15 protein-coding genes and 2 pseudogenes are annotated in these 24,672 nt (G+C 61.4%); 1 reads left to right on the forward strand and 16 read right to left on the reverse strand.

What is annotated here, in order from left to right; translation table 11 throughout:
* Positions 1-188: 188 nt before the first annotated feature.
* Together HB376_RS28060 and HB376_RS28065 are read right to left on the reverse strand one after the other, a co-directional pair.
* Positions 189-1,196 carry a DUF2950 domain-containing protein gene (locus HB376_RS28060; protein WP_213766979.1) on the reverse strand — a complete coding sequence of 336 codons (1,008 nt, stop codon included), beginning with the start codon at positions 1,194-1,196 and terminating at the stop codon, positions 189-191.
* Positions 1,196-2,359 carry a DUF3300 domain-containing protein gene (locus tag HB376_RS28065; RefSeq protein WP_213766980.1) on the reverse strand — a complete coding sequence of 388 codons (1,164 nt, stop codon included), beginning with the start codon at positions 2,357-2,359 and terminating at the stop codon, positions 1,196-1,198. The genes HB376_RS28060 and HB376_RS28065 overlap by 1 nt, the downstream gene beginning before the upstream one ends.
* Positions 2,360-2,734: 375 nt before the next feature.
* Here HB376_RS28065 and HB376_RS41270 point away from each other — a divergent pair.
* Positions 2,735-2,991 (forward strand): annotated as a pseudogene (locus HB376_RS41270) (hypothetical protein); the annotation flags it as partial.
* Positions 2,992-3,005: 14 nt separating this feature from the next.
* On the opposite strand, the gene HB376_RS28070 reads toward HB376_RS41270, so the two are convergent.
* The 14 genes and pseudogenes from HB376_RS28070 to HB376_RS28135 form a co-directional block, all read right to left on the reverse strand.
* Positions 3,006-4,136, reverse strand: coding sequence for an ABC transporter permease (locus HB376_RS28070; RefSeq protein WP_213766981.1), 1,131 nt, complete (start codon positions 4,134-4,136; stop codon positions 3,006-3,008).
* Positions 4,137-4,142: 6 nt separating this feature from the next.
* Complete coding sequence (locus tag HB376_RS28075; protein WP_213766982.1) at positions 4,143-5,279, reverse strand: ABC transporter permease; 1,137 nt, start codon at positions 5,277-5,279, stop codon at positions 4,143-4,145.
* The gene (locus HB376_RS28080; RefSeq protein WP_213766983.1) at positions 5,276-6,229 is read right to left on the reverse strand and encodes an ABC transporter ATP-binding protein; all 954 of its coding nucleotides are present in this window, start codon (positions 6,227-6,229) and stop codon (positions 5,276-5,278) included. Before HB376_RS28080 ends, HB376_RS28075 begins: the two co-directional genes overlap by 4 nt.
* Entirely contained in the window at positions 6,226-7,170 is a 945-nt protein-coding gene (locus HB376_RS28085) for an ABC transporter ATP-binding protein (RefSeq protein WP_213766984.1), read from the reverse strand. The genes HB376_RS28080 and HB376_RS28085 overlap by 4 nt, the downstream gene beginning before the upstream one ends.
* Positions 7,167-8,180, reverse strand: coding sequence for an efflux RND transporter periplasmic adaptor subunit (locus HB376_RS28090; RefSeq protein WP_213766985.1), 1,014 nt, complete (start codon positions 8,178-8,180; stop codon positions 7,167-7,169). The genes HB376_RS28085 and HB376_RS28090 overlap by 4 nt, the downstream gene beginning before the upstream one ends.
* A 54-nt stretch (positions 8,181-8,234) precedes the next feature.
* Complete coding sequence (locus tag HB376_RS28095) at positions 8,235-8,807, reverse strand: hypothetical protein (protein WP_213766986.1); 573 nt, start codon at positions 8,805-8,807, stop codon at positions 8,235-8,237.
* Positions 8,808-9,338: 531 nt separating this feature from the next.
* A pseudogene (locus tag HB376_RS28100) lies at positions 9,339-11,949 on the reverse strand (MMPL family transporter).
* 104 nt (positions 11,950-12,053) lie between these two features.
* Positions 12,054-13,076 (reverse strand): dihydroorotate dehydrogenase-like protein, encoded by a 1,023-nt coding sequence (locus HB376_RS28105; protein WP_346730597.1) that lies wholly within the window; start codon positions 13,074-13,076, stop codon positions 12,054-12,056.
* Between the two features lies 1 nt (position 13,077).
* Positions 13,078-14,064 (reverse strand): 2-hydroxyacid dehydrogenase, encoded by a 987-nt coding sequence (locus HB376_RS28110; RefSeq protein WP_213766988.1) that lies wholly within the window; start codon positions 14,062-14,064, stop codon positions 13,078-13,080.
* Complete coding sequence (nifJ, locus tag HB376_RS28115; protein WP_213766989.1) at positions 14,064-17,678, reverse strand: pyruvate:ferredoxin (flavodoxin) oxidoreductase; 3,615 nt, start codon at positions 17,676-17,678, stop codon at positions 14,064-14,066. Before nifJ ends, HB376_RS28110 begins: the two co-directional genes overlap by 1 nt.
* The gene (locus HB376_RS28120) at positions 17,675-19,348 is read right to left on the reverse strand and encodes an NAD(P)-binding protein (protein ID WP_213766990.1); all 1,674 of its coding nucleotides are present in this window, start codon (positions 19,346-19,348) and stop codon (positions 17,675-17,677) included. The genes nifJ and HB376_RS28120 overlap by 4 nt, the downstream gene beginning before the upstream one ends.
* 183 nt (positions 19,349-19,531) lie before the next feature.
* Positions 19,532-20,851, reverse strand: a complete 1,320-nt coding sequence (locus HB376_RS28125) for an MFS transporter (RefSeq protein WP_213766991.1) — start codon at positions 20,849-20,851, stop codon at positions 19,532-19,534.
* A gap of 247 nt (positions 20,852-21,098) precedes the next feature.
* Positions 21,099-22,643: an MDR family MFS transporter gene (locus HB376_RS28130; protein ID WP_213767014.1), complete on the reverse strand. Its 1,545-nt coding sequence runs from the start codon at positions 22,641-22,643 to the stop codon at positions 21,099-21,101.
* Positions 22,644-22,748: 105 nt separating this feature from the next.
* The gene (locus tag HB376_RS28135; protein ID WP_213766992.1) at positions 22,749-24,278 is read right to left on the reverse strand and encodes a mechanosensitive ion channel family protein; all 1,530 of its coding nucleotides are present in this window, start codon (positions 24,276-24,278) and stop codon (positions 22,749-22,751) included.
* Positions 24,279-24,672 lie beyond the last annotated feature (394 nt).

A 24,672-nucleotide genomic window follows, 5' to 3' on the forward strand; every position in this document is an offset into this window, starting at 1 on the left:
AAGCGCGGCTCGCGAACCTCCGTGTGATGCAGGCGCAGAGCGTCAGGGGTGTCGATCGACGCCTCGCCTTCGATGAAGAGATTTCGGACGTCGAACGCGAAGAGCGGCGAGCCGCGCTTCGCTCGCTCATGGGTATGCCAGAGGCGGATGGAACCGGCTGACCGGCATGGCATCCATGCAACGACCCTTCACGGCTGCGCGATTTTCCACGTTCGGTCGGGGTTATATTGCTTCATACGACGCGCGACGGTGGACGTATCGGGGCCAAGATTTTTTTCGAACACAATACCGTGCTGATTGACAACGAACGTCATTACGCCGGAATCGCCATACTTTGCGGGAAACGCAACCAGCGCAAAACCGCCTGTCAGGTGTCCGTCGACCACATAGTCGCGGGCACCACCGGATACCTGCTGGCCCTGCCGGGTCAGGATCCTGTAGTAATAGCCATTAAAAGCCGCGCGCCCCGCGGCACTCGCCGCACCGTAGCCCTGCGCTTCGGCCCCGGCGACGAGTGGGCCGAGCGGGCTTTCCTCGTCACCCGCCGAGCGTTGCCAATAAAGTCCGTCATGCGTTCCCGGGGTGCTTGCAACACGCTGTGCGTACTCATGTTGCCCGTTGCCCTGGCGATTCTTGAGTGCGTAATCCCGTTGCGCTTCGACGTAGGCGCGGCAAACCTCAATCGCGTTTTTTTCGTTTCTGCCGACCCTGCGATCGACGATCTGCTGCGCGCCTGCCTTGACACCGAAGGTCCAGTCGGCTCCCTGTCTGACGAGCGGAATCGGATAGGGCCATGCGTCCTTTCCGAGGACGATGACAACTTCCCGTGCGTTGACCGTTTCGAGGTGGTGCTCATCGGCGTATGCCGAGGCCAGTTTTTCTCTGGCTACCCGTTCGGCCACCGGATCTCCGGAACGGACGAGTTTTTCCGCGCCGCGCCCGAATATCGCCAGGAGCGCATCGGGCTGGTCGCTTTGCCAGGCAGCGGCCAACGTGTCGGCGGCCTGTTCAGGCGAAGTGAACCTTCTTCCGTCAGCAACGGCGGCGGCGGCCGCGCACAGGCCGCTGCCGGCCGATATGGCTGCGCTCACGATCAGAGTGATCAATCGGCGTCTGGATAACACCGGGGCACGGGTTCGGTTTGGGCTGGTCATCGCATCTTCTCTGGGCTTTTGCCGGGTTTCGATTACGCTCATTAACGTCTCCCGCCGCCGCCCGAACGCATTGATCTCGGGGCGGCCGGACGGCCCCCGCCGAACGCCGGCGTTGACATACGGCTGCCACGTCCACGGTCAGCCTCGTTTCGGACTTCGGCGCCGCGACCGAACGATTCGAATGTCGACGGAAAGCGTGGTGCCGTTGGAGACACACGGGTCAGCGCCGCCGCGGAGCGTCCGAAGTCTGAGACAGGCGCAACGCCCATCGACGGATGGAAATGAGCTGCGCTGTCAGCCGGATACCCGCGGAAACTCCGGCGTGCATCGGGCACCCCCATGCTGTCGGCAAACCGATTCCGCACGCCAGGGTCGCGATACGGCACGCCAAGGCGATGTGACGGGTCATGTGCCCACACGGTCCCACCTGGCGGACGATTGCGGTTGAGGCCGGCGAAGCGGTCCCGGTCGAGACCGATCCGGTGCCGTCCCCAGTCGCAGTAGTTCCAGCCCCAAAGCGGCCCGACGATCGCGATACCAACCCAGCCAAAACCGACACTGCCGACGATCACGCCGTCGAAGTAGCCAGGAAAATAGTAAGGCGGAAAAGCGGGATACGGCCACACGCCATAGGCATACGCGGGATCGTAAACCGGCACATACACGATCTCGGGATTAGCCGGTTCGATCGTAATTGCGGGGCCATTCGTTACGACCACCTGCTGGGAGGTCGAGTCCAGCTTGCCGGCCGCTTCAGCCTGCCGACGAAGACGCTGGACCGAATCCATTACCGCGGCCTCGTCGGCCAGGAAGGCGTCGCCAAGACGCTCTATCCAGTCGAGATTGCTGTCCATCATGCGTAGAATCTGGGGAAAGGGCACCAGTGACTTTACGCTGGGATCCCACGGCTGTGCTTCGAGCGCGGTCGCCAGTTGGTTTCCCGAAAGCGCCTTGTTTTTCGGGTCTTCAAGCCAGCGATCGGCCTCGACTACTTCGAGTGGATAGGTTGCCGCCATCAGAATTTGAGCGACGAGGGGATCGGGATAGAGCGCGATCGGCGCCAGCATCTGGTCGAGCTGCGCCAGCGTAAATGGCATCGTATCCGGAGCCAATGGAGCTTGCGCCACGTTTTGTGCACGCGCCTCGAACGTACCGACGGTCAGGGCTAATGCTATGGCCAGGAGCAATCTCGCCTTTACTTTCATGTTGTAACCCCTAAGCCTTGTCCTGCGACGTGTGGCATAACCCAGCATGCATGCCAGTAGGCACTCGCCTGCCGGCCTCACACTTGACCTGTATCAACGATAGAGTCGGATGCGGCTGCAAAAGCGGCACCGGTTTCAGTTGGTGACTTGCGCACTGCCTGTCCGATTGACACGAGTCCCGGGTCCGTTTCGAGTTATTGAGGTGAGGGTGTGCCTTGCATTCTGGACAGAGCCGATGGATTTAAGATTGCAAACACCTTTCCAATTAGATTTGGATAGCTTAATAAATGAAGGAGATATAAGCGAACATTCCTAACGATCTTTGTTTTTGTCCCGGTTCCCGAAACGCTCGCCGACGTCTCGATTGAAGCGTTGACTCAAATTTCGGACTTGGAAGCGGCACCATTGCTGTGCGTGGGACTTATCGGCTACCGGACGCTGAACATGACGGGCGATGCGAATCGGCATCTGCAGCTTTGGTGTAGCCGCGCATATCTTTGCCCCGGGTCGCGCGTTATCAGGAGCGCACGGTCTACGCGTTCACGCGTGACGGCGATGTGGCGGCTCAACCGCTCGCACTGCGGCTCGGCGCGAAACGGGCCGGCAGCAGCAACGAAGCAGCGCCGGACCCAACCCTGTTCGCGACTCAGTCAAGAGACTTGCGGAATCGCAGCACGCTGATTGTCAGCATGACCCCGCCCAGTATGCCCATTGCCGCGAGTTGCGGCCACAGCACGGCAAAGCCAACGCCTTTGAGGAACACCGAGCGCAGCACGACGAGAAAATAGCGTAGCGGATTGATCAACGTGATCCATTGCAATATCTTGGGCATGGCCGCGATCGGAAACGCGAAGCCCGACAGGATGAAAAGCGGATTGATCAGAAAGAAATTCAGGGCAAACGCCTGTTGCTGGGTGCGCGAGAAGGTCGACAGCAGCAAGCCGAGACCGAGCGCCGCCAGCAGGAAAAGCGATGCGCCTGCCAGCATGACGAACAGATTTCCGACGAACGGCACGTGGAACCACCAGACGCCGACCGCTGTGACGAGCGCGACGTCGCCCAGGCCGATCAGGAAGAACGGCACGGTCTTGCCGAGAATGAATTCGATCGGCCTGATCGGGCTGACCATGATCTGCTCGAGCGTGCCGATCTCCCGTTCGCGAACCACTGCAAACGCCGTGAGGCTGACCACCTGCATCAGCGAGAGCGTACCAACCACGCCTGGAATGAAAAACCAGCGGTCGTCGATGGCATCGTTGTACCAGGGGCGCTCGCGCAGCGAGACCGCCACGGTGGACGGCGCCGCTCCGGCAGACTGGGGCCAGGCCTCGCTTATCTGATCGGTCTGGAATTGCGTGACTATCTGGCTGATGTAACCGAGCGCGATGAGAGCCGTGTTGGAATTGGTACCGTCCACGATGACCTGCAGCGGCGCGCTGCGGCCGCCGTTCAGATATTGCGAGAACCCTGCATGGATCACGATTGCCATCGTGGCATCGCCGGTATCGATGTCATGGGTGATCTCCGGTTCCGAGCCGGCATTGTCCACGACATAGAATTTGCCGGTGGCGGCGAAGTGCGAGACAAGGCTACGGCTTGCCTGGCTATGGTCAAGATCGAGCACGGCGAGACTCACGTGATTGACCGTGAAGGTCGCAGCATAACCATAGACAATGACCTGGAGCAGCAGCGGCACGATAAGCCGGAACATTGCCCAGCGGTCCCGCTTGAGCTCGAGAAATTCCTTCATCAGCATGACCTGCAGGCGGTCGAACATGACAGGCTAGTCCAGGTGTTTGTGGAAGGCGCGGGCTGCCATCCAGATGATTGCGACTGCATATAACGCCAGTGCGAGGATCGGCACGGCAAGCTCGGCAACGGTGCTGCCTTTCAGGAATACCGCGCGCAAGATGGTGATGTAGTAGCGCGCGTAGACGAGCAGGGTCGCGGCCTGGATCGGTGCCGGCATCTGGTCGATCGCGAAGGTATAGCCCGACAGCATGCTGGTTGGCAGCATTGTCAGCAGTAGCGCAACCTGACTCGCGCCGAGCTGGCTGCGGATATGAACCGAGACCAGATAGCCGATGCCAAGCACGACAAGCGTGAAGAGCGCGGTGGTGGCGACCAGCGTGACGATGTTGCCGCGAAACGGTACGTCAAACCAGAAGATCGTGCTGAGCAGGCAGAACGCGGCGTTCGCAAGCCCAATCCCAAAGTACGGCAGCAGCTTGCCGAGCATCACTTCGAGCGCGGTGACGGGGGTCGAGATGAGTTGCTCCATCGTTCCGCGTTCCCATTCGCGGGAGACCGTCAATGACGTGAGCTGCGCGCCGACCAGCGCGAGAATCACCGCGACGACCCCAGGTATGATGAAATTGCGGCTGTCCAGTCCTTCGTTGAACCAGACCCGTGGTTCCAGATCGACTAGGCCGACTGTTTTTGGCGGCAGCCCATGCGCCTGGTTCCAGCGGGACTGAAATGCCGCGGTGGTCTGGGCGATCACACCTTGGGCGTACCCGATGGCGATATTGGTCGTATTGGCATCGGTTGCATCGAACACGGTTTGTACCGAAGCGACGCCGGTCGCGGTGAATACGCGCGAAAAATCGACCGGAATGGTGACTACGCCGGCACAGGTGCCGCGGTCCATCGCGTTGCGCAGCGCACGCTCGTTGTTCAGCGGGTGGACGGCGGAGAACCAGTTCGATGAGACAAAGTTCTGCACAAGTTCGCGGCTGATCTGGCTATGTTCCTGGTCGTCGACGCACAGCGGTATGCGTCTGATGTCCAGACTGACGCCGTAACCTAGCAGCACCATCTGCAGCAACGGCATGAGCAGCGCAATCGCGAGGCTGCGCGGGTCGCGCCAGATCTGCAACGTTTCCTTATAGGCCATTGCCCACAGACGTCTCAGGTTCATCGCGGATGGGCTCCTTTGTCCGTGCGGGAGACAATCTGCACGAATACATCCTCGAGGCTGGGACGTATGGCGCGCGGCGGCGTCGACTCGATCTGCCGTTGCGCCAGCAGGGGCACGAGCCCGGCTTCGGTCACGCCGGTGCGCATCAGCACGTGCAGCCGGTCGCCGAAGATCGCTGCATCGATCACATCCGGCGTCTCGCGTAACGCCGCAAGGGCGGCGCCAAGCGGCGTGCAAACCAGTTCGAACAGATTGCCGCCGAGGTCGTGCTCGCGCAGGGCGCCTGGGCTGCCGATCGCCACCAGCCGGCCGGCGTCGATCAGCGCGATGCGGTGGCAGTACTCCGCTTCCTCCATATAGTGCGTGGACACCAGCACGGTCACTCCGCTCGCGGCAAGCTCGTGAATCAGGTCCCAGAAGCGCCGGCGCGCTTCCGGTTCGACGCCTGAGGTCGGTTCATCGAGAAACAGCACGGGTGGGCGATGCAGGATCGCGCAGCCGAGCGCGAGCCGCTGTTTCCAGCCGCCCGCGAGCGTGCGCACGAGTGTATCGTCGCGTCCCTCCAGCCCCGCCATGGCGATGGCCCGCCGGATCCGCTCGTTGATCTCGGGCCGGGGCACCCGGTAGATGCCGCAGAAAAAGCGCAGGTTTTCGCGGCAGGTCAGGTCCCCGTATAACGAGAATTTTTGTGACATGTAGCCGATGTGCGCGCGCAGCGCCTCGGCCTGCGTACCGACATCGAAACCTGCCACCGACGCCTGCCCGGCGGTCGGCGAGAGCAGTCCGCACAGCATGCGGATGGTGGTCGACTTGCCGGCTCCGTTGGGACCGATAAAGCCAACGACTTCGCCTTTGCCGATGGACAGGTCGAGGCGATCCACCGCGGTGAAGGTGCCGAATCGTTTGGTCAGCCCCGTTGCCTTGACGACGGGATCGCCGAGATCGGTCATGCTGCGCTTCCCGAGCCGACGAGCGCGACAAAAACGTCTTCGATGCCGGGCTCGACGGGCGTAATCGTCGTGTACACGATTGCCTTGCTGGCAAGGAAAGCGCCCAGTTCCGGCGTGCGGCGCGCCGCGTCGTCGACTCGCACATGCACGCGGTCGCCCATCAGCAGTGTTCCCAGCACGCCTGGCGCGTCGACAAGGGCGTCATGCACCGCGCGTGGGTCGGGCGCCATGATGGCGAGCAATGCCCCCGGCATGGCCTGCTTGAGCCGCGCTGGCGTGTCGCATTGACGGATTTCGCCGGCATGCAGCAGCGCCAGACGTGAGCAGCGTTCGGCCTCGTCCATATACGCGGTGGACAGCACGATGGTGACGCCGCTTTCACGCAGGTTGTACAGGATTTCCCAAAAATCGCGCCGTGACACAGGGTCCACCCCGGTTGTCGGTTCGTCGAGCAACAACACGCGCGGTGTGTGAATCAAGGCGCAGACGAGACCGAGCTTCTGCTTCATGCCGCCGGACAATTGGCCGGCCAGACGCTGCCTGAACGGCACGAGGCCCGCGGCCTCGAGAAGCTGGTCGCTGCGCGCGCGTTGCGTCTTGCGTGGCACGCTGAACAGTTCGCCATAGAACGCGATGTTCTCGGCGACGGTCAGATCCTCATACAGGCCGAAGCGCTGCGGCATATAACTGAGCGCCGCCTTGGCGCGCTCGGGCGCTGCCACGACGTCGATATCCTCCAGCCGGATTTCGCCGGAGTCTGGGCGCAGCACGCCGGCGAGCATGCGCATGATGGTGGTTTTGCCCGCGCCGTCCGGCCCGACGAGCCCGAAGATTTCCCCTCGCGCGATGTCGAAGCTGATACCGCGCACGGCATGCACAGATCCGAAGCTGCGGATCAGCGCATGCGCGTGGATGGCGGGGCCCGTTGGCATGGTGCTCATTTGCCGGGTGCCAACAGCGCGATCGACGCATCGGCGGGCATGCCCGGCAACAGTTCGTGGGTCGGGTTGTCGATATCGACACGAATCCGGTACACCAGCGTTACGCGTTCCGCGTGCGTCTCGACCGTTTTCGGCGTGAACTCTGCCTGAGGGGAAATGAAGCTGATATGGCCGTGATAGGTCTTGCCGGGGTAAGTGTCGGTCGTCACGTCGACAGCTTCGTGCAGACGAACCTTGCCGATATCAGGCTCGTTCACATAGGCGCGCAGCCAGACATGGTCGAGTTCGTCGAGCGTAAAGATGGCGACACCGGCGCCCGCAAGCTGGCCAAGTTCCGCTTCGCGCACGGCGATCACCCCATCAAAGGGGGCGCGTAGCACCGTGTAAGACAGCATCACCTGGTCGAGTTTGAGCTTTGCATCGGCGGCGGCCTGGTTCGCGCGCGCGAGCGCGATGTTGTTGCGTGCGACCTCCACTAGTGCCCGATCGTGCGCAAGCGTGGCGGTGGATTGCCGCTCGGCAGTAAAAGCAAGATCGCGCGCCTGAACGGCGACTGCATTGCCTTTCACGAGGGTTTCGTCACGCGCGAGATCCAACTGCTTTTCGGCAAGGTCGAACTGGTCGCTAATGACGCTGTTATGAGCGGCAGCCAGCGTGCTTTCGTTCGCGCTGATCTGCGCGCTGGCAACGTCCAGGTCGGTGCGATCTATTTCGGTTTGCTGAAGATACAGGTGATCGTCGAGCCGTGCGAGCACCGTATCGCGTTTGACGGATGCGCCTTCGTCAAACGGCAGATAGACAATCGGCGCCTGCACCTGCGTGACGCTCAGGACACTTTCGTGCGCCTCGATGTTGCCGGATACGATGATCCCGCGGGCGTCCGGAGCGGCACCGAACAGTGTCGGCCAGCGCCACGCGCCGTAGCCGCCGATAGCGACAACGAGAAGCGTGAGCGCCAGCAGAACCTGCAAGCGGTGTGCTGATACAGCAGTGTGGAGTTTATCGAACACGGTTGTTTTATGTTTTGTTGTGACGAAATCGGTGGGTCATCCTCAATATCGGTGTCACCCGATCATCCCGGGGTGGCTGCGTCCTTGCTGCCGCCGTGCGAGGTCCAGCGCGTTTTGTGCCGCACGGCGATACCGGTCGATAATCGCAGGAATTTCCGTCGAATCCGGCGCGCGGTGTCGGGCAGGGCTGGATGCCGGACGCGGTATAGGAGGTGGCATCTGGTCTGAGCGTCGAAGGCGCGACCGACAACACGCCGCCGGGCTGTGCAACGACGGGTGGGATACCCGGCCGACGTGCCAGAGTTGCGGGAAAATCCGGCCGCCTCGGGCATGGACGCCTTCTGTTACGCGCCGCCAGCCCTCGACCTGCGCATCGTCATAGATGCCCGGCGTCAACGCATGGCCTCTTGCGGTGGGCGAGATGTTGACGCCCTCGCTGATGATCAACCCGGCAGAGGCCCGCCGCGCATAGTGCGCGGCAATCAGTGCACCGGGGATACCGTGCTCGCCCGCGCGGCCGCGCGTCAGCGACGCCATGACGATATGGTTTGCCAATTGATAGCACCCGAGTTGAACCGGTTGAAACAGGTCACTGAGTGTCTGGGCCGTTTCTATCCTGCTTCCCATTGATCTCTCCTCGCGTGCCGCCCGGCTCGAGGTCGGCTAGCGGTGGCCGGCAGTGCATTCACCGGAACACCACGAGCGTAGACCGTCAAAGGTGGCCCCCTTTGACCTTGGTCAACGAGGGAACCTGCCGGTCCACACGGACAGTCGTGCTGCTGGTCGTCGTCAGCGGTGATTTACCGTGCTGTACACAATTTGATCCAACGCAAGGTCGGTGCAAACTGTCGAGCGTCTACTTGATGGGTTCCCGGGAGGACGCCAGGTGATCAAGTGCTGGCTGCCCAAACAAATGTTGCCAGGATCACGTCAACCGTTCGGCTCAGGGACGCTCCGATCGGCGCATGCGAAGAGGCTTCCTGACGAATGCGCGGCCTGACGCATCGTAATGGTAGAACGCGGGCGTTAGTCCCTATTCCGGCGCGGTTGATCTACATCAAGCGGTCTAAAACCGGCCCGCATATCCCGTGAACTTCCTCGAGGAGGGCTGAATGGAACATGTATGTCCACAGACCCGGGTCCCGGCCGTTGTCGCGATCAATGTTTTTGCAACGCGCGCCTTACACGGGGCCTGCCCATCAAGACAGGCTGGAACACCACGGCACCAATCAGCATGCAGAACAGAGACAGGGCGAGAAGCCGCCCCATGCTCGATGTGCCCGGATGGTGTGACAGCCACAGGCTGCCGAATGCGGTCGCGGTAGTGGCCGCACTGAACATCACGGCGTGAGTGAGGCTCGATTGCAACAGGCCGGTTTGGCCACTGCGCCAAGCCATCACAAAGTAGATCTTGAACGCGACGCCGACGCCGAGCATCAGTGGCAGCGCGATAATGTTGGCAAAGTTGAGTGGCATGCCGAATACGACGCACAACTCCAGCGTGACGGTCGCCGACACCAGGAGCGGAATCAGCGTGCGTAATACATCGCTCATGTGCCGCAACGTCAGCCACAGCAGGATCGTCATCGTCAATAACGCCCACCCCGCCGCCTCCAGGAACGCACTGATGATCGTGTCGGCGGAATGCAGTATTGAGATGGTCCCACCGATCGCGCCGGGCTCGGCGGCCTTCACCGCATACGCAAAGCGGCGCAGCATCGTATCGTCGCCTGCATCGGCGCCCGGCGCGACCTTCGGCGCAATGTCGACTAGCGCGCTGCCGTCGGCGGAAACCCAGTCACGCACGATTTGCGGCGGGACGGTGGCGCGTGATTTCGTAGGGCTGCAATAGGGCCGCCAGTTGTCCGAGCGCGATCTTTAGCGGCCCGGCCACCACCGTTTCGGCGCGCTCGCGCGTGGCGGTGTCCGCGGACGCCAGCTTTAGAAGCGTGACCGACAAGTGGTCGGCCTCAACGGCGCCCGGACCTGGGTAATCTTCCGCAGCGAGCGCCAACTGATTGGCCGCTCGTTTCAATGCTGCCACACGTATTGCATCGGTCGCGGGCGGTGTCGGCGTTTGGGTTAGCGCTGGAAGGAGCCGTTGCGCGGCATTTGCGATCAGCAGGATTTTCTGTGGCTGGTCGGGGGGGATGAAGGTGGAGAGCGTCGTGATACGACGGACTTCTGGCAATGTTGCCAGATGTGTGGCGACGCGGTCAGCATCGGCAAGTGACGGCGCCAGCACGTGTACGTTGTTGACCGCCCCTTCGGGGGAATCCTTTAACGATAGCAGCGTTGACATCGATTCGGTATGCTGATCATTCAGATGCAGAGGATTAAAATCAAAGCGTAGGTGCGTGAGCAGCGGCGACGCACCGATTACCACCACAAGCGTCATGATTAGCACCGGCTTGCGGCGCCGGTCGAGAAAATCGTCGACGGGTGCTAGTCGCTTGAAACCTGGTGAAACCGTTTCCTTTGGCAAATTGAAGACTTTCAACAGCGCGGGCAACAGCGTCATGGTGGTCAGATATGCGACCAACATTCCGACGCCAGCAATTTTCCCAAGCTCCGATACACCGCGATACGCGGTCGGCACAAATGAGAAGAAGCTCGCGGCGACGGCTACAGCGGCGAGCGTCAGCGGCACGCCAATGCTATGGGCGGTCTTGACCAGAGCGGCCGCGAGCCGGTCGTCGCGATAGCGCTCTTCGCGGTATTTAACGCAGAACTGCACGCCAAAGTCGACTCCGAGTCCGACGAACAGCACCATGAAGGCGAGCGACAGTATGTTAAACGCGGAGACCATCATCAGGCCAATCGCCGCAGTGATGACGAGCCCGGCGAACAGCGTGATGAATACCGCCGTGATCATGCGGCCTGAGCGCAACCCGAGCCACAGGATCGCCAGCACGACGACGAAAGCGGCGGCGCCATTGAGCGCCGCCCCCTCCTGCAGCGAGGCGAATTCCTCATCGGCGAGCGGCTGTTCGCCTGTCAGCCGCACGGTCGCGCCATAGCGTGCCGCGAGGTTCAGCGACGCCGCGGTTGCGCGGATCGCTTTCGATGCGCGCGCACCGGGCTCGAGCGCGCCATAGTTGACTTTTGGCTGCACGGTAATGAACGCACGTGCCGGGTCGGTCGAGACACCCTTATCGACCAGCGCACGCCAGGAGAGCGCCGCCGGCTGGCGGGCAAATAATCGATCGAGCGTGGCTGCGCTGCGCGACCGCAGAGGGCTCATGTCGCTGAGCTTCACCTCACCCATCTGCAGCGGCAGCAACAGGGTTGTCGTCAGTAAGCCGGCGAGGCTGGTCAGGCTCGGATCGTGGGCCAATGCGTTAATAAGCGGGCGCGCCTTGACGAGTTGTCCGGTGGTGGACTGGACCTCTCCAAGCGATAGGAACAACAGCCCGTCGTGCTCGAAGAACGAGCCCCCTTCCGGCTGCGTGACGGCGGCAAATTCGTTGTTCTGTTTCTGTAGTGCGGCGCTCAATGTATCGGCGGCGGCATCGGCGAATTCGGGCGCGCGCGCCGCGACCACGACGAGGACCGTCTGCGCGCGCTGCGGGAACGCCTTGTCTATCGCCTGGTCAAGGGCAGACCACGCCTTGTCCGCCTTGACCAGGCGGCTGATATCCGTATTGATCTTGAAGTGCTGGACGACATAGTAGCCGCTCAGAATGGCAAGCATGAGCGACAACACAACGACTCGCGCGGGATGGCGCACCGACCAGGCAACGAGACGGACGACAGATGACTTCAACATAAAGGCGAGGGAGCTTTTACGGATGGCTTTTTTTGCTGGAAAGGCGTTGCAGGGGACGCTCTAGTCAGCCTCTCACCGTAATACTGATGCCCACGCGCTTGATATCATCTGCGATGCGAACTCGCATAATGCTCGATCAGATGAATGTAGTTCGCACGCTCATAGACGTCGGGCTTGCGCAGACGGCTGTGGCTCATCACGCCGCGCAGGTTGTCCGGCGAGCCTACCTGCCGGGCCTCGAACCAGGCATCGAGGTCGGCCAGCAGCGTGCTGATATAGCCCGGCCCGTGACGCAGCAGCGCAGCCGTGGTCATCACCACGTCCGCACCGGCGAGCAGGTACTTGATGACCTCGTCGACGGTTTCCACACCGGTAGAGCCTGCCAGCGAACACTTCACACGCCCGGCAAGCACGGCGGTCCACAACAATGAAAGTCGCATTTCTGCCGGTTGGCTCAGCTGCAGTTCGCTCGATAGCTGCATGCGCAACAAATCGATGTCCGGCTGCAGGTACCGGTTGAAGATGACGAGTCCGTTCGCCCCCGCATCGACGAAGCGTTGCGCCATGTTTCCAATTGAGCTGAAGTACGGAGGCATCTTCACTACGACAGGAATTTTCACGGTTCGGCGCACATCGGCGAGCACGTCCAGGTAGCGCTGCTCGATCGCCGACCCAGGCTGCTCGATGTCGATCGGCACGTAGTAGATATTGAGCTCGAGCGCGTCGGCACCGGCCTGCTCGATTTGCGCCGCATAATCGGTCCAGCCGCTGGGCGTGCTGCCATTGAGGCTGGCCAATACCGGAATATCGAGTGCTGCCTTGGCTGTGCGAATGAGCTCAAGGTAGCTCTGCGGCCCAACGCCATAAGGGCCATCGAGCGCCAACGGGGGATGATAATTCTGCGCTTCCGGATTATTGGCTTCCCCCTGCGCGAGAATTGCGTCGATACTTTCACGGTGCGCCAACAGTTGCTCTTCGAAAAGCGACGGCAAGACCACCGCGCCGATGCCCGCATCTTCCAGCGCCTTCAGGTGACCCAGTTCGGCGTTGGCCGGCGAGGGCGAGGCGACCAGCGGATTGCGCAAGGTCAGTCCGAGGTAGCGTGTCGTGAGATTCATGTCGGGCATCCTATAAGGTGAGTTCGTGCGACAAGGGCTTTCCTTTTTCGAATTCGTCCACGCTGGCTAGCGTCGTCCGGGCGATCTCGCCCAGTGCTTCGCGGGTCATGAACCCCATGTGCGAGGTGACGATAACGTTCGGAAAACTCAGCAGCCGTGCCAGGTCGTCGTCCTGAAGAGCCTTGTCGGAATGGTCGACGTAGAAAACCTCGGCCTCGCGCTCATAGACATCGAGCGCGGCTCCGCCAAGGCGATCCTCTTTGAGCGCATTGATCAGCGCGTGGGTGTCCAGGATGGGGCCGCGGCTGGTGTTGACCAGGATCGCGCCATCCTGCATCAACGCCAGACGGCGCGCGTCGATCAAATGGCGGGTCTGGGCGTTGAGCGGCGCATGGAGCGACACGACGTGGCTTCGCGCGAGCAGTTCGTCGAGCGGCAACAGCGGCCACTTTTTCTCCTGTGCCAGGGGATCGCAGGCAAGCACCTCGCAACCGAATGCCTCAGCGATACCCGCGACGACCCGGCCGATCCTGCCAAGGCCAACCACACCGAAAGTACGCCCCACCAGTTGCGAACCGATCAGTCCATTGAGACTGAAATTGCCCTCATGCACCCGCGCCAAGGCACGAGGCACGTGGCGAAGCAGCGAGAGGACCAGCGCGAACACGTGCTCGGCCACGGCGTGCGGTGTGTAGGACGGCACGTAGACTGCCCGAAGCCCCTCCCGCCGGGCCGCGACCAGATCCAGGTTGTCATGGCCGGCGCTACGCAGCGCGATCAGTTTCACCCCGTAGGCCGCCAGTTGCCTCAGCAACGGCACGTCGAGCCGGTCATTGACGAACGGCACCACGACTTCGCTTGCGCGCGCAAGTTCGGCTGTTCGGGTGTCGAGCGGTGCGCTGACATACGTCAGCGCGTGAGCACTTCCCATATCCTCACGGGCGAGCTCGAACGCCTCTTCTTCGAACGGATGAGTCGTAAACAACGTCACTTTCATTACACTGGCTCCTTTTGGCCGTCGGCTGCATCGACAGCTTCCGGATGTGCTTCGAGGGTAAAGCGGCTGCCATCGCGGGAAGCGAGATCTGCGTACTGCATATATTTCTCATCCACCCATTTCTGCGCCGAGGCGAGTAACTCGGCCGCTTCGGCGGGACGCGTGGTAGCGAGCGACTTATAGCGAAGTTCGTTGTACGCGTATTGCTTGAAGGGAATCGTCGGGCGCGGCGAGTCCAGGCTGAAGGGATTGGCCCCAACCTGCCTGAGTGCGGGATTGAAGCGAAATAGCGGCCAGTAGCCGGACGCCGCGGCCAAGTCCTGCTGCTGCATACCAAGGCGCATGTCGATGCCGTGAGAGATGCACTGGCTATAGGCGAGAATGAGAGATGGGCCGTCGTAGGCTTCCGCCTCGCGGAAAGCCTGTAGCGTGTGCTGCGGGTTTGCGCCCATTGCCACTTGCGCCACGTAGACGTTGCCGTAGGCAATGGCTTGCAGTGCCAGGTCCTTACGCGGCGTGCGCTTGCCGGCTGCGGCAAACTTGGCGACAGCCCCAAGAGGGGTGGCCTTTGATGACTGACCGCCGGTATTCGAATAGACCTCGGTATCAAGCACCAGCACGCTGACGTTCTTGCCTTGAGCCAGCACGTGGTCCAGTCCGCCGTAGCCGATGTCATAGGCCCAGCCATCGCCGCCGACAATCCAGATGCTGCGCCTCACCAGGTGGTCGACCACCGAGAGCAGGTCGTCGGCCTGCGCATCCTTGCCTTTGAGCGCAAGCAGCTTCACCTTGAGCACCGCGACGCGTTCGCGCTGCGCGCGAATATCCGACTCCTGTATCTGAGGCGCATCGATGATCGAGCGGGCGAGGTCGCCGCCAACCCGGTCTGCCAACTGCTTGAGCAGCTTGTGGGCGAGCGAGACGTGTTGGTCGGCGGCGAGCCGAAAGCCCAGGCCGAACTCGGCATTGTCCTCGAACAGCGAGTTGGACCAGGCCGGTCCGCGTCCTTCGTGGTTCCTGGTCCACGGCGTCACCGGCAGGTTGCCGCCGTAAATCGACGAGCAACCCGTGGCATTGGCTATCTGCAGGCGGTCGCCAAAAAGCTGGCTCAGAAGACGCAGATAGGGTGTCTCGCCGCAGCCAGCGCAGGCACCGGGGAATTCGAAGAGTGGTTGCAGGAACTGCACCCCGCGGACATTGGCGAAATCCACGCGCGCCCGGTCATTCACCGGCAGCGTCTCGAAAAAACGGATGTTGTCGCGCTCGCGCTGAAGGATCGGCAGCTTGTCGATAATATTCAGTGCCTTGGTGTCAGGCTCGATCAGGCTGGTAGCAGGACATGCCTCAACGCAAAGCCCGCATCCAGTGCAATCCTCGACATAGATCTGCAACGTGAACTTTGTGTCCGGGTAGCCTCGCGTGTTGATCGTCGCCGACGGGAAATCGACCGGCGCCTGCTCGAGTAGTTTTTCGTCGTAATAGCGGCTGCGGATCACGCTGTGCGGGCACACGAAACTGCATTGACCACACTGGATGCACAGGTCGGAGCGCCATTGAGGCACGGTGTCGGAGATGTTTCGCTTTTCGTACGCGCTCGTGCCGGACGGGAACGTGCCATCGGCGGGAATCTTGCTCACGGGAATGCTGTCGCCTTCGTTTGCGAACATGCGCGCCGTGACCTCGCGCACGAAGATAGGGGCCTCCCGAGGGACGAGCGGCGCGGGCTCGTGCGCATTGACATTCACCGTCGCCGGTACATCGATTTCGTGCAGCCGCTCAAGTGCCCCGTCCACCGCCGCGAAGTTCATTTGGACCAAGCGCTCGCCCTTTGCGCCGTAGCTCTTGCGGATCGATTCCTTGATGTGCGTGATAGCCTCGTCGCGAGGCAAAATTCCGGAGAGCGCAAAGAAACAGGTCTGCAGGATCGTGTTGACGCGAAACCCCAACCCGAGCGCCCGCGCTGTTTCGGAGGCGTCGATGACATATACCTTGAGTTTCTTGTCGATGATTGTTTGTTGTACGGGCCGTGGCAGGTACCCCCAGACTTCTTCGGGGCTGTAGGGGGCATTGAGCAGGAAGGTTGCGCCGGGGGCGGCGGCCCGCAGCACGTCCTGCCGCTCCAGGAACTCGAACTTGTGGCAGGCCACGAACTGCGCTTGATGGATCAGGTAGGGTGCCCGGATCGGTTCCGGACCAAAGCGCAGGTGCGAGACGGTCTGCGCACCGGACTTGTGCGAGTCGTAGACGAAGTAGCCCTGGGCGTAGAGCGGCGTGTCCTCCCCGATGATCTTCACGCTGTTCTTGTTCGCGCCGACCGTGCCATCGGCGCCGAGCCCGTAGAACACGGCGCGCCGGGTACTGTCCAATTCGATCGAGTATGCTGGGTCGTACCTCAGGCTCAGGTGGGTGACGTCGTCCTCGATGCCGAGGGTAAAACTGTGGCGTGGGCGCTCGGTGGCGAGTTCGTCGAACGTAGCCTTGACCATCGCCGGGGTGAAGTCTTTGCTGGAGATGCCGTAGCGGCCGCCAATCACAAGGGGCAGGGTCGCACGTTCGCCGCGGGAGAATGCCGCCGACAGGCTTGTGCCGACATCCTGGTACAGCGGCTCACCTGTGGCGCCGGATTCCTTGGTCTGCTCGAGTACCCCGACCCGGCGCACCGATTGAGGCAGCGCGGCGAGCAGTCGCTGCGCGGAGAACGGGCGGTACAGGCGCACCTGGATCACGCCGACCTTTTCGCCCGCGGCCACGAGCACTTTGACCGTCTCGCGCACAGTCTCGGCGCCCGACCCCATCAGCACGAGCACACGCTCCGCATCCGGGGCGCCCTCGTACTCGAACAACCGGTAATGGCGGCCGGTAAGATCTGAAAAACGTTGCATCGCGCGCTCGACGATCCCGGGCACCGCGTCGTGAAATGAATTGACCGCCTCGCGCGCCTGGAAGTAAGTGTCGGGATTGTGCGCGGTGCCGCGCACGAACGGATGTTCCGGGTTGAGCGCACGGGCCCGATGGGCATGGACCAGCTTGTCGTCGATCATCGCGCGTAAAACCGATTCGTCTAGCAGTTCCAGCGTGTTGAGTTCGTGCGAAGTGCGAAAGCCATCGAAGAAATGCATGAACGGCACGCGCGATTCCAACGTCGCCGCCTGCGCGATCAGCGCGCTGTCCTGCGCCTCTTGTACCGAAGCGGAACTAAGCAATGCGAAGCCAGTCATGCGGGCGGCCATCACATCCGAGTGGTCGCCGAAGATCGACAAGGCTGACGTCGCGAGCGAACGCGCGGCCACGTGGAATACCGTCGCGGTAAGTTCGCCGGCAATCTTGTACATGTTCGGCAGCATCAGCATTAAGCCTTGCGATGCCGTAAAGGTGGTTGTCAGCGCGCCGGACTGCAAGGCTCCGTGGACGGCGCCTGCGGCACCTCCTTCAGCCTGCATCTCCTGCACCACCGGTACGTTGCCCCACAGGTTGGGGATTTCGGCGGAAGCCCACTCGTCCGCCAGCTCGGCCATGGTGGAGGAAGGCGTGATCGGGTAGATCGCACAGACCTCGTTGAGTTTGTAGGCGATCGTGGCAACCGCCGTGTTGGCATCCATCGTCGCTCGCGTCATGCGGTCAACTCCTTCTCGCTGGGAATAGGGGCAGATCCTGTGGCTGCCGCCGCCTCGGGTGTCATGTCGATCGCATGGCACGGACACTGCTCGAAACAGGCCTGGCAACCGGTGCACAAGTCCAGGTTCACGTCGTAGCCATGATCAGGGCCGAGCTTGACGATGGCCGCCTCCGGACAGGCGGCGTAGCAGTGGTCGCACTCGTAGCAGTTGCCGCAGGACAGGCAACGCTGCGCCTCGTGCCGGGCCGCCGCCTCGTCGAGACCGCCCACGATTTCAGAGAAGTCCGCGCGTTCGGGCGCCGGCAACTCGGGTTCCCGCGCCTTGATGACGTCGGCGTATAGCGGCAGGTTCAGCTCTTTGAAGGACACGAGACGGTGCGTGGACGGATGTGTCCAGACCGTACCGGCAAGCCAGGCATCAATGTGGCGCGCCGCCTTCTTGCCAAGGCCCACGGCGTTGGTCACACTACGCTGAGCCGGTACTACGTCGCCCCCGGCAAAGATGCCCGCGCGCCCGGTTTGCATGTCATCGCCGACGATCACCGTGCCGTCCTGCTGGAATTCGATGCCGGGAATCTTGCGCAGGAAGCCGATGTCCGTGGTCTGTCCCAGGGCGAGGACTACCGAGTCGGCTTGCAGGGTTTCGTATTCGCCCGTTGGCTGAGGGCGGCCCTTGTCGTCCAGCACCATTTTTTCTACCGTGACGGTCTCGCCGGAGATGTCCTTGATGCTGGAAAGCCACTTTATCTTGATGCCTTCGGCAAGCGCCTCTTTGACCTCAAATGGCTGGGCCGCCATTCGAGCGGAGTCGCGGTAGTAGACGATCATCGCGTCGTCCGCTCCGAGCCGCTTCGCGGTGCGCGCCGCGTCCATCGCGGTGCCGCTGCCACCGTAGACGATGACACGGCGCCCGAGAAGGGGCTTCTCTCCGCTGGCAGTCGTATGCAGTAGCGAGACTGCATCCAGCACCCGTGCCGCGTCGCGTGCCGGGATGTCAATATGGCGTCCAACCTGCGCACCGATCGCTATGTAGATCGCATCGAAGTGCCCGGCCTGCTGCTCGGCGAGTATGTCCTCGACCTTGTGATCGAGAACGATCTTCACGCCCAGCTGCTCCACCTTGGCAATCTCTTTTGCCAATACTTCACGCGGCAGCCGGTAAGCCGGAATGCCAAACTGCATCATGCCGCCGGCGACCGGCCCGGCATCGCGGATCTCCACCTCGTGTCCGAGGCGTGCCAGGTGCCAGGCGGCCGCAAGTCCGCTCGGGCCGGCACCGATTACGAGCACGCGCTTGCCGCTTGGCGCCGCCTTCGCTACTGTCCAGCCTTCGGCCTGCGCCTGGTCGCCAAGGAAACGCTCGACCGCGTGGATGCTTATTGCGCTATCGAGCTCACCCCGGTTACAGCTCCCTTCACACGGGTGGTAGCACACGCGTCCATGGATTGCCGGAAATGGGTTGTCGGCGACGAGCGTCTCCCAGGCAGCGTGCCAGTGTCCGGCTTGCGCCTGCGCGAGCCAAGCCTGGATGTTTTCGCCAGCGGGGCAAGCGTGATTGCACGGGGGAAGCAAATCGACGTACACGGGATGGCTCGTCCGCTCGACTCCTACCGCGTGTCTGCGCGTGAGGTTCACCACCGGACTCATTTCGCTGTGTAGGGTACTCATTGGGTGTGCCCCTTTTCTGGTGTCAAAACGTCGTCCATTGCGGGACGGCACATTCCCAGTTTTTCAACGGGATCGCTTTATGAAACGTCGAGCGTTGACGACGGCATGTTGCTGAACGCGGACACGCTGCGGTAGCGGGGAAGGACGTATCGGCTTGCCGCGTACCGGAGCGCTTCGCAGGCTTTAATGCTCCCCGATCACGGACGGATCCGGCGCCTGCGGCGCGGCTTCATGCGGCGGCCCGGACTTCGCTGTCACCGCGCGGCCGGTCTCTTTGAGGAACAGCGACAGGATGATTGCAAGCACGATGCTGGCAATACCCACGACGCCCGCCTTCTGAAAGACTGGCAGCGTGAGTTCGGCGCCTCCGGAGATTTTCGTCAGAAGCCAGCCGTAGACCGGCGCCATCACGGCGCTGAACGTGAACACCAGAAAATTGATGGCGCCCGTCGCGCTGCCTTTCACATGATCCGGATTGACTTCCTTGATGATCGTGTAGGGAATCATCGCCGCGCCAGACCCAAATCCAAGAATGAAGCCGGCCAGGTAGGGCGGCAGGGTGCCCTGCGGGAGGTAGAGTATGGAGAGTGCCGCCGCCAGCATCACCAGGGCTCCAGCGATCAACATGGGCTTGCGGCGGCCGATCCGGTCGGCAATGTACCCGAGCACGGGACAGCCGATCACCCAGCCAAGCGGGACCATCGACGCGCGATCGACGGCTTGCGCGTAGTCGATATGCCAGCCTTCGCGCAAGAAGGCCACGCCCCAGATCATGTCGCCGATCGTCGTGGGCAGGAACAGCAAGCCTGCTGCGAACCCGCACAAGTACGATTGCGGATTGGTCAGCACGGTCTTGTAAGGAGTGAACATCGACCAGACCGACGATTGCTCTGTTGTCCTGACGTCATGGTCCGCGGGAGTCAGGACCAAGATGAGCGCCGCGACGATCACGCCCGCGATGCCCGCATACAGCCAGAACTGCTGCCAAGCAATCCCGCCGTGAATCAATGGCGCCACGACGAATTGCCCGGCGGATCCGCCCAGCATACCGAAGCATTGGGTAAAGCCAACGGCCGTAGCCAGATAGCGTGGAGGGAAGCCGTGGGTCGCCAGATACACGGCGCCAGTGAAGGCGAATGCGCCGCCGGCGCCCTGGAGCAAGCGGCCGAATTCAGCGGAAGCAACCCATCCGACCCCGAACAGCGCGGCTCCCCCTGCGAGCATGACCACGCCGAGCGGGATCACATATTTAGCGCCGTACCGGTCGAGCGAGGCGCCGGCGACAAGGGAAAACAGTGAATACGTGTAGTAGTAGAGCCCAACGAGCGAACTTACGCCGAGCGCGGACAGCGCAAAGGCATGGGTCAACTCGGGAACCATGACGCCTGGAGCCGAGCGTAACGCGTACTGCCCGAAATAAAAGATCAGGCAAAATATCCAGGCAACGACGAAGGCGGGGTGAAAGGATTCGGCACGAGAAGCGGCGGAAGGATTGGACGGCACGGACGCACTCCAAGGCGGATATTGTCCGAATACTGTTTCATTAGCAAGGTGATGAAGATGATGTAGGTCAAGGATCTGGACATACCGTGGAGCCTGACTTGCGATTCCTGTAGTAACTGTGATTCGCCGCCTTCGCGTTCCGCGAGGATTCACGCCCGGCTTGAACGATTGATCGCGCGCAAAGACCTGGGCACCGGCGCGCGTACCCCATTCGCCTTTTATATTTAGCGGTGCGCCCAGGGTATGCTCAATGTTCAGGCGTAGGCGACGCCTTGGGTTGCGCTTGCGTCGCCTTTAGCAACATCAGCAATGGCATCACGGCAAGCGTAAGTATGAAGAGAAGCCTGAAGTCATCGATGTAGGCGATCATCGATGCCTGCCGGGTTACCTCCGCGTTCAGCGCGGCCAAGCCCGACGGCGAACGAAAATCCCAGATGGGCGGCAGCACGTCGGGTTGCGCAAGCGGGTTGAAGATATTGATGTGCTCCACGAGAGAAGAGTGTGCAATCTGCGTGTTCCGTGTCAACTCCGTTTGGACAAACGAGATGCCGATGCTGCTGCCGATATTGCGGCTCAAACTGTAGATGGAGGTTCCGTCCCCGCGCAAATGCTGGTCCAGCGTAGAGAAGGCCGCCGTTGTAAGAGGCACCGAAATCATGCCCAAACCCAGGCCTTGCAGGAAATTGGACCAGATGACAGTGCTTTCCGACATATACAGGTTGTAGTGGGACATCTGCCACAGCGAAAACGCGGCCATCGCAAAACCTGAAGCGATCAGGGTGCGAGGCTTCAGTGGGCCGACGAGGCGGCCCGCAAGCATCATGGCGATCATCGACCCGGCGCCGCTTGGCGCAGTGACCAGTCCTGTCTTGACGACGGAATATTGCATGAGGTCCTGAAGCATCGGCGGCAGCAGAGCGCGGGTTGCATATAGCACGGCGCCCATGACGAAGTAAAATCCGCAGCCCGCCACAAAGTTGCGATCGCGCGCAAGTTCTCTATTGAGAAATGAAGTCGTTTGAACGGTCAGGGTATGGGCGAGGAAAAGGGAGAACGCGATTAACGCGCTCAGGGATTCAATCCAGATTTCGGTCGAACCAAACCAGTCTTGCACTTCACCTCGATCGAGAAAGAGCTGGAGCGCACCGATGGCGATGCTCAACGTGGAAAACCCGAAGAGATCGAGCTTTCTTGGCGAAACCTTCGTCTCCGCCATGAACGCCAGAATGCCGATGAACGCCACGATGCCGATCGGAACGTTGACGTAAAAGACCCATCGCCAGTTGTAGCTGTCCGTGAGCCAGCCACCGAGCGTGGGCCCGAGGATTGGTCCTATGGTGACACCCATCCCCCAGACAGCCATCGCCTGACCGTGTTTCTCGGGCGGGTTGATATCGAGCATCACCGCCTGGGAGAGTGGTACCAGCGACGCACCGAATATGCCCTGCAGAAGGCGTGCCGCTACCATTTCGGCCAGTGATGTCGACGCGCCGCAGACGATTGACGCGACGGTAAAGCCTGCAATGGACAGAAGAAACAGGCGCTTGCGCCCAAAGCTTCCAGCGAGCCAGCCGGTGAGCGGCGTGCCAATTGCCGCGGCGACGATATAGGAGGTGAGCACCCAGGTGATCTGGTCCTGTGTCGCCGACAGGCTGCCTTCCATATGAGGCAAGGCGACGTTGGCAATCGTGCTGTCCAGCACCTGCATGATCGTCGCCAGCATGACCGATACGGTGACAAATGCCCGTGTTTTGGGATTGATCGTGGAGGACAGTACGTTATCCACTGACATGACCGACATTTCTCTATTGCCTAAAGTGAGACATCGCGCTTATGACTGCGTTGGCAGAACGCCAGGCACCTTGTCGTGTGAGCTTTCTTTTTGCCATTAAGTTCATCAGGAGCGCAAATCGTGCAGGGATCGGATGCGTCTTGCTATCCAATCAGCGAGACCATGCTGGGTCACTGGTATCTCGGGTGCGGGTTGCATCAGTGCACGCCCCTCACGCTCCCTCGCGGCAAGCCTGGCGGCAAGCGCGTGCGCGACGTCGGAATGTTCCTTCAGGAGTCTTGCGACTTCACTGCCGGGCAAGTCATAGACGATGGCATAAGTCTTTGCGGTGACGGTCACGTTGAACGGCACGCCGGCAATGGGACCGCTTTCTCCAAGATATTCGCGCGGCCCGAAGCGCATGATGTCGACACCTGTGTCGTCGTGAGCGGTGGACGCCGCAAGAATGCCGTAACCGATGATCGTGATTGCTTCGGAGATCTGTCCCTGTTCTATCAGGACCTCGCCTGGCATCAGCTCGCGCCGGACGAGCGCGGTTGCGAGTTTGTTTCGTTCATCCCGGGGCAGCAGACCAAAGACATTGATTGCTTCAATGAGGCGGTACTCCAGTGTTTCGGTGGTCGCATCGCTAGCTTCACCTGCTGGCGCGATCAACGCATTGAACGATTCCAGGTGTCGGTGCGCGGCGTCATAGAAGTTGTTCAACGCTTCGGCTTGCGACCAACGATGCGAAACAAAAAACGTGATTTCGTAGTCGGTCGCCTCCCAGCCGACTGACTTCGTGGCGATGGTGTGCACCGGTTGCGCGGCGATGCTGACGCAGGTTTCGATGGCAAGCTGTAATGCATGTACCACGTCGGACGGCCGGAACCGCGAAGGCGCCTGGAACAGAGCGGTCGTTGCGTGCGGCCCGCGGGGAACGCTGGCATTCACAATGCGCGACTTAGCAATCGTGCTATTGGGAATGACGATCAGGTCCCGGTTCGCTTTCGCGAGATGAGTCGCGCGCCAGGTGATCTCGACAACTTCTCCTTCGGTGGCGCTGTCCAATGATATGGAGTCGCCAACACGATAGGGCGCAGTGGCATTGATAAGCAAGCCGGAAAAGAGATCCGACAGTGTGCTTTGAAGCGCCAGCCCCAGAACAATGGCAAGCGCTCCCGACGTAGCGAGAACCCCCTTCAAGGGAATATCCAGTACATCCGTGATGATCGCAAGGGCTGCGCCCAGATACAGCAACGTCGCGGTGACGTCGAGCATGAAACGGTGCTCGCGAAGGCGCAGAACGAGTGAATAGTACGTGCGCATGACCGTGATGATCGTCGCGGCCGCCAGCAGCCACCAGGTTACTTCCAACACCCCTCGAACGAAGCGGACCTCTGGGTGTGCCAGGCGGTCCGAAGCCTGGGTCGGGACGATACCATCGTGAAACATAGCTGCGGTCAGCAACGCGAATACTACACATCTCACCGTGGTTCGTACCACGGGTCTGCGCCGATCATCTGCCCACAAAAGAAGCAGCAGGTTCAAACCTGCGGCCAGAAGCGATGGCGTTATTTGGGCCAATGAGTCAGGCATCGTGTCTTTCCGAGTTGGTAAAGCCCTTGGTGTTAAGCGTCGCTTTTCACCGAACACGTGAGCCGCCGGTCAACGGGTTCAACACCACATTGGCAGCGAATAGTGTAATCGCCCACGCGCGGGAGTCGGCGGACACGCCATAAGTTACGGGAGATGTCTGGGATCGTCGCGTCCGCAATCGACGTGGCGGGCACGATAACGATCGTCACCGGGACGAGTTGGCTGCCCTTTAGCGGCGGATAGTGAGTACCTGAAACAGGCTGAAGCCGCGATGTGGTCCTGAGACCACTTACGCTCGAGGTTGAACGGAGGCAGTCGTCCACAACATAGCTGACGCGTCGATTTGCCGAAGGACCTTCGCATGGGGTGGCGGAAGTCATCACGATGGACAACCGCGCAGCACGGTCTCGACGCGGGGTCCGACGATCATTGCGCCCGCCATGCTGGGCGG

It is taken from the genome of Caballeronia sp. dw_19, from assembly GCF_018449515.1.
Classification (GTDB): domain Bacteria; phylum Pseudomonadota; class Gammaproteobacteria; order Burkholderiales; family Burkholderiaceae; genus Caballeronia.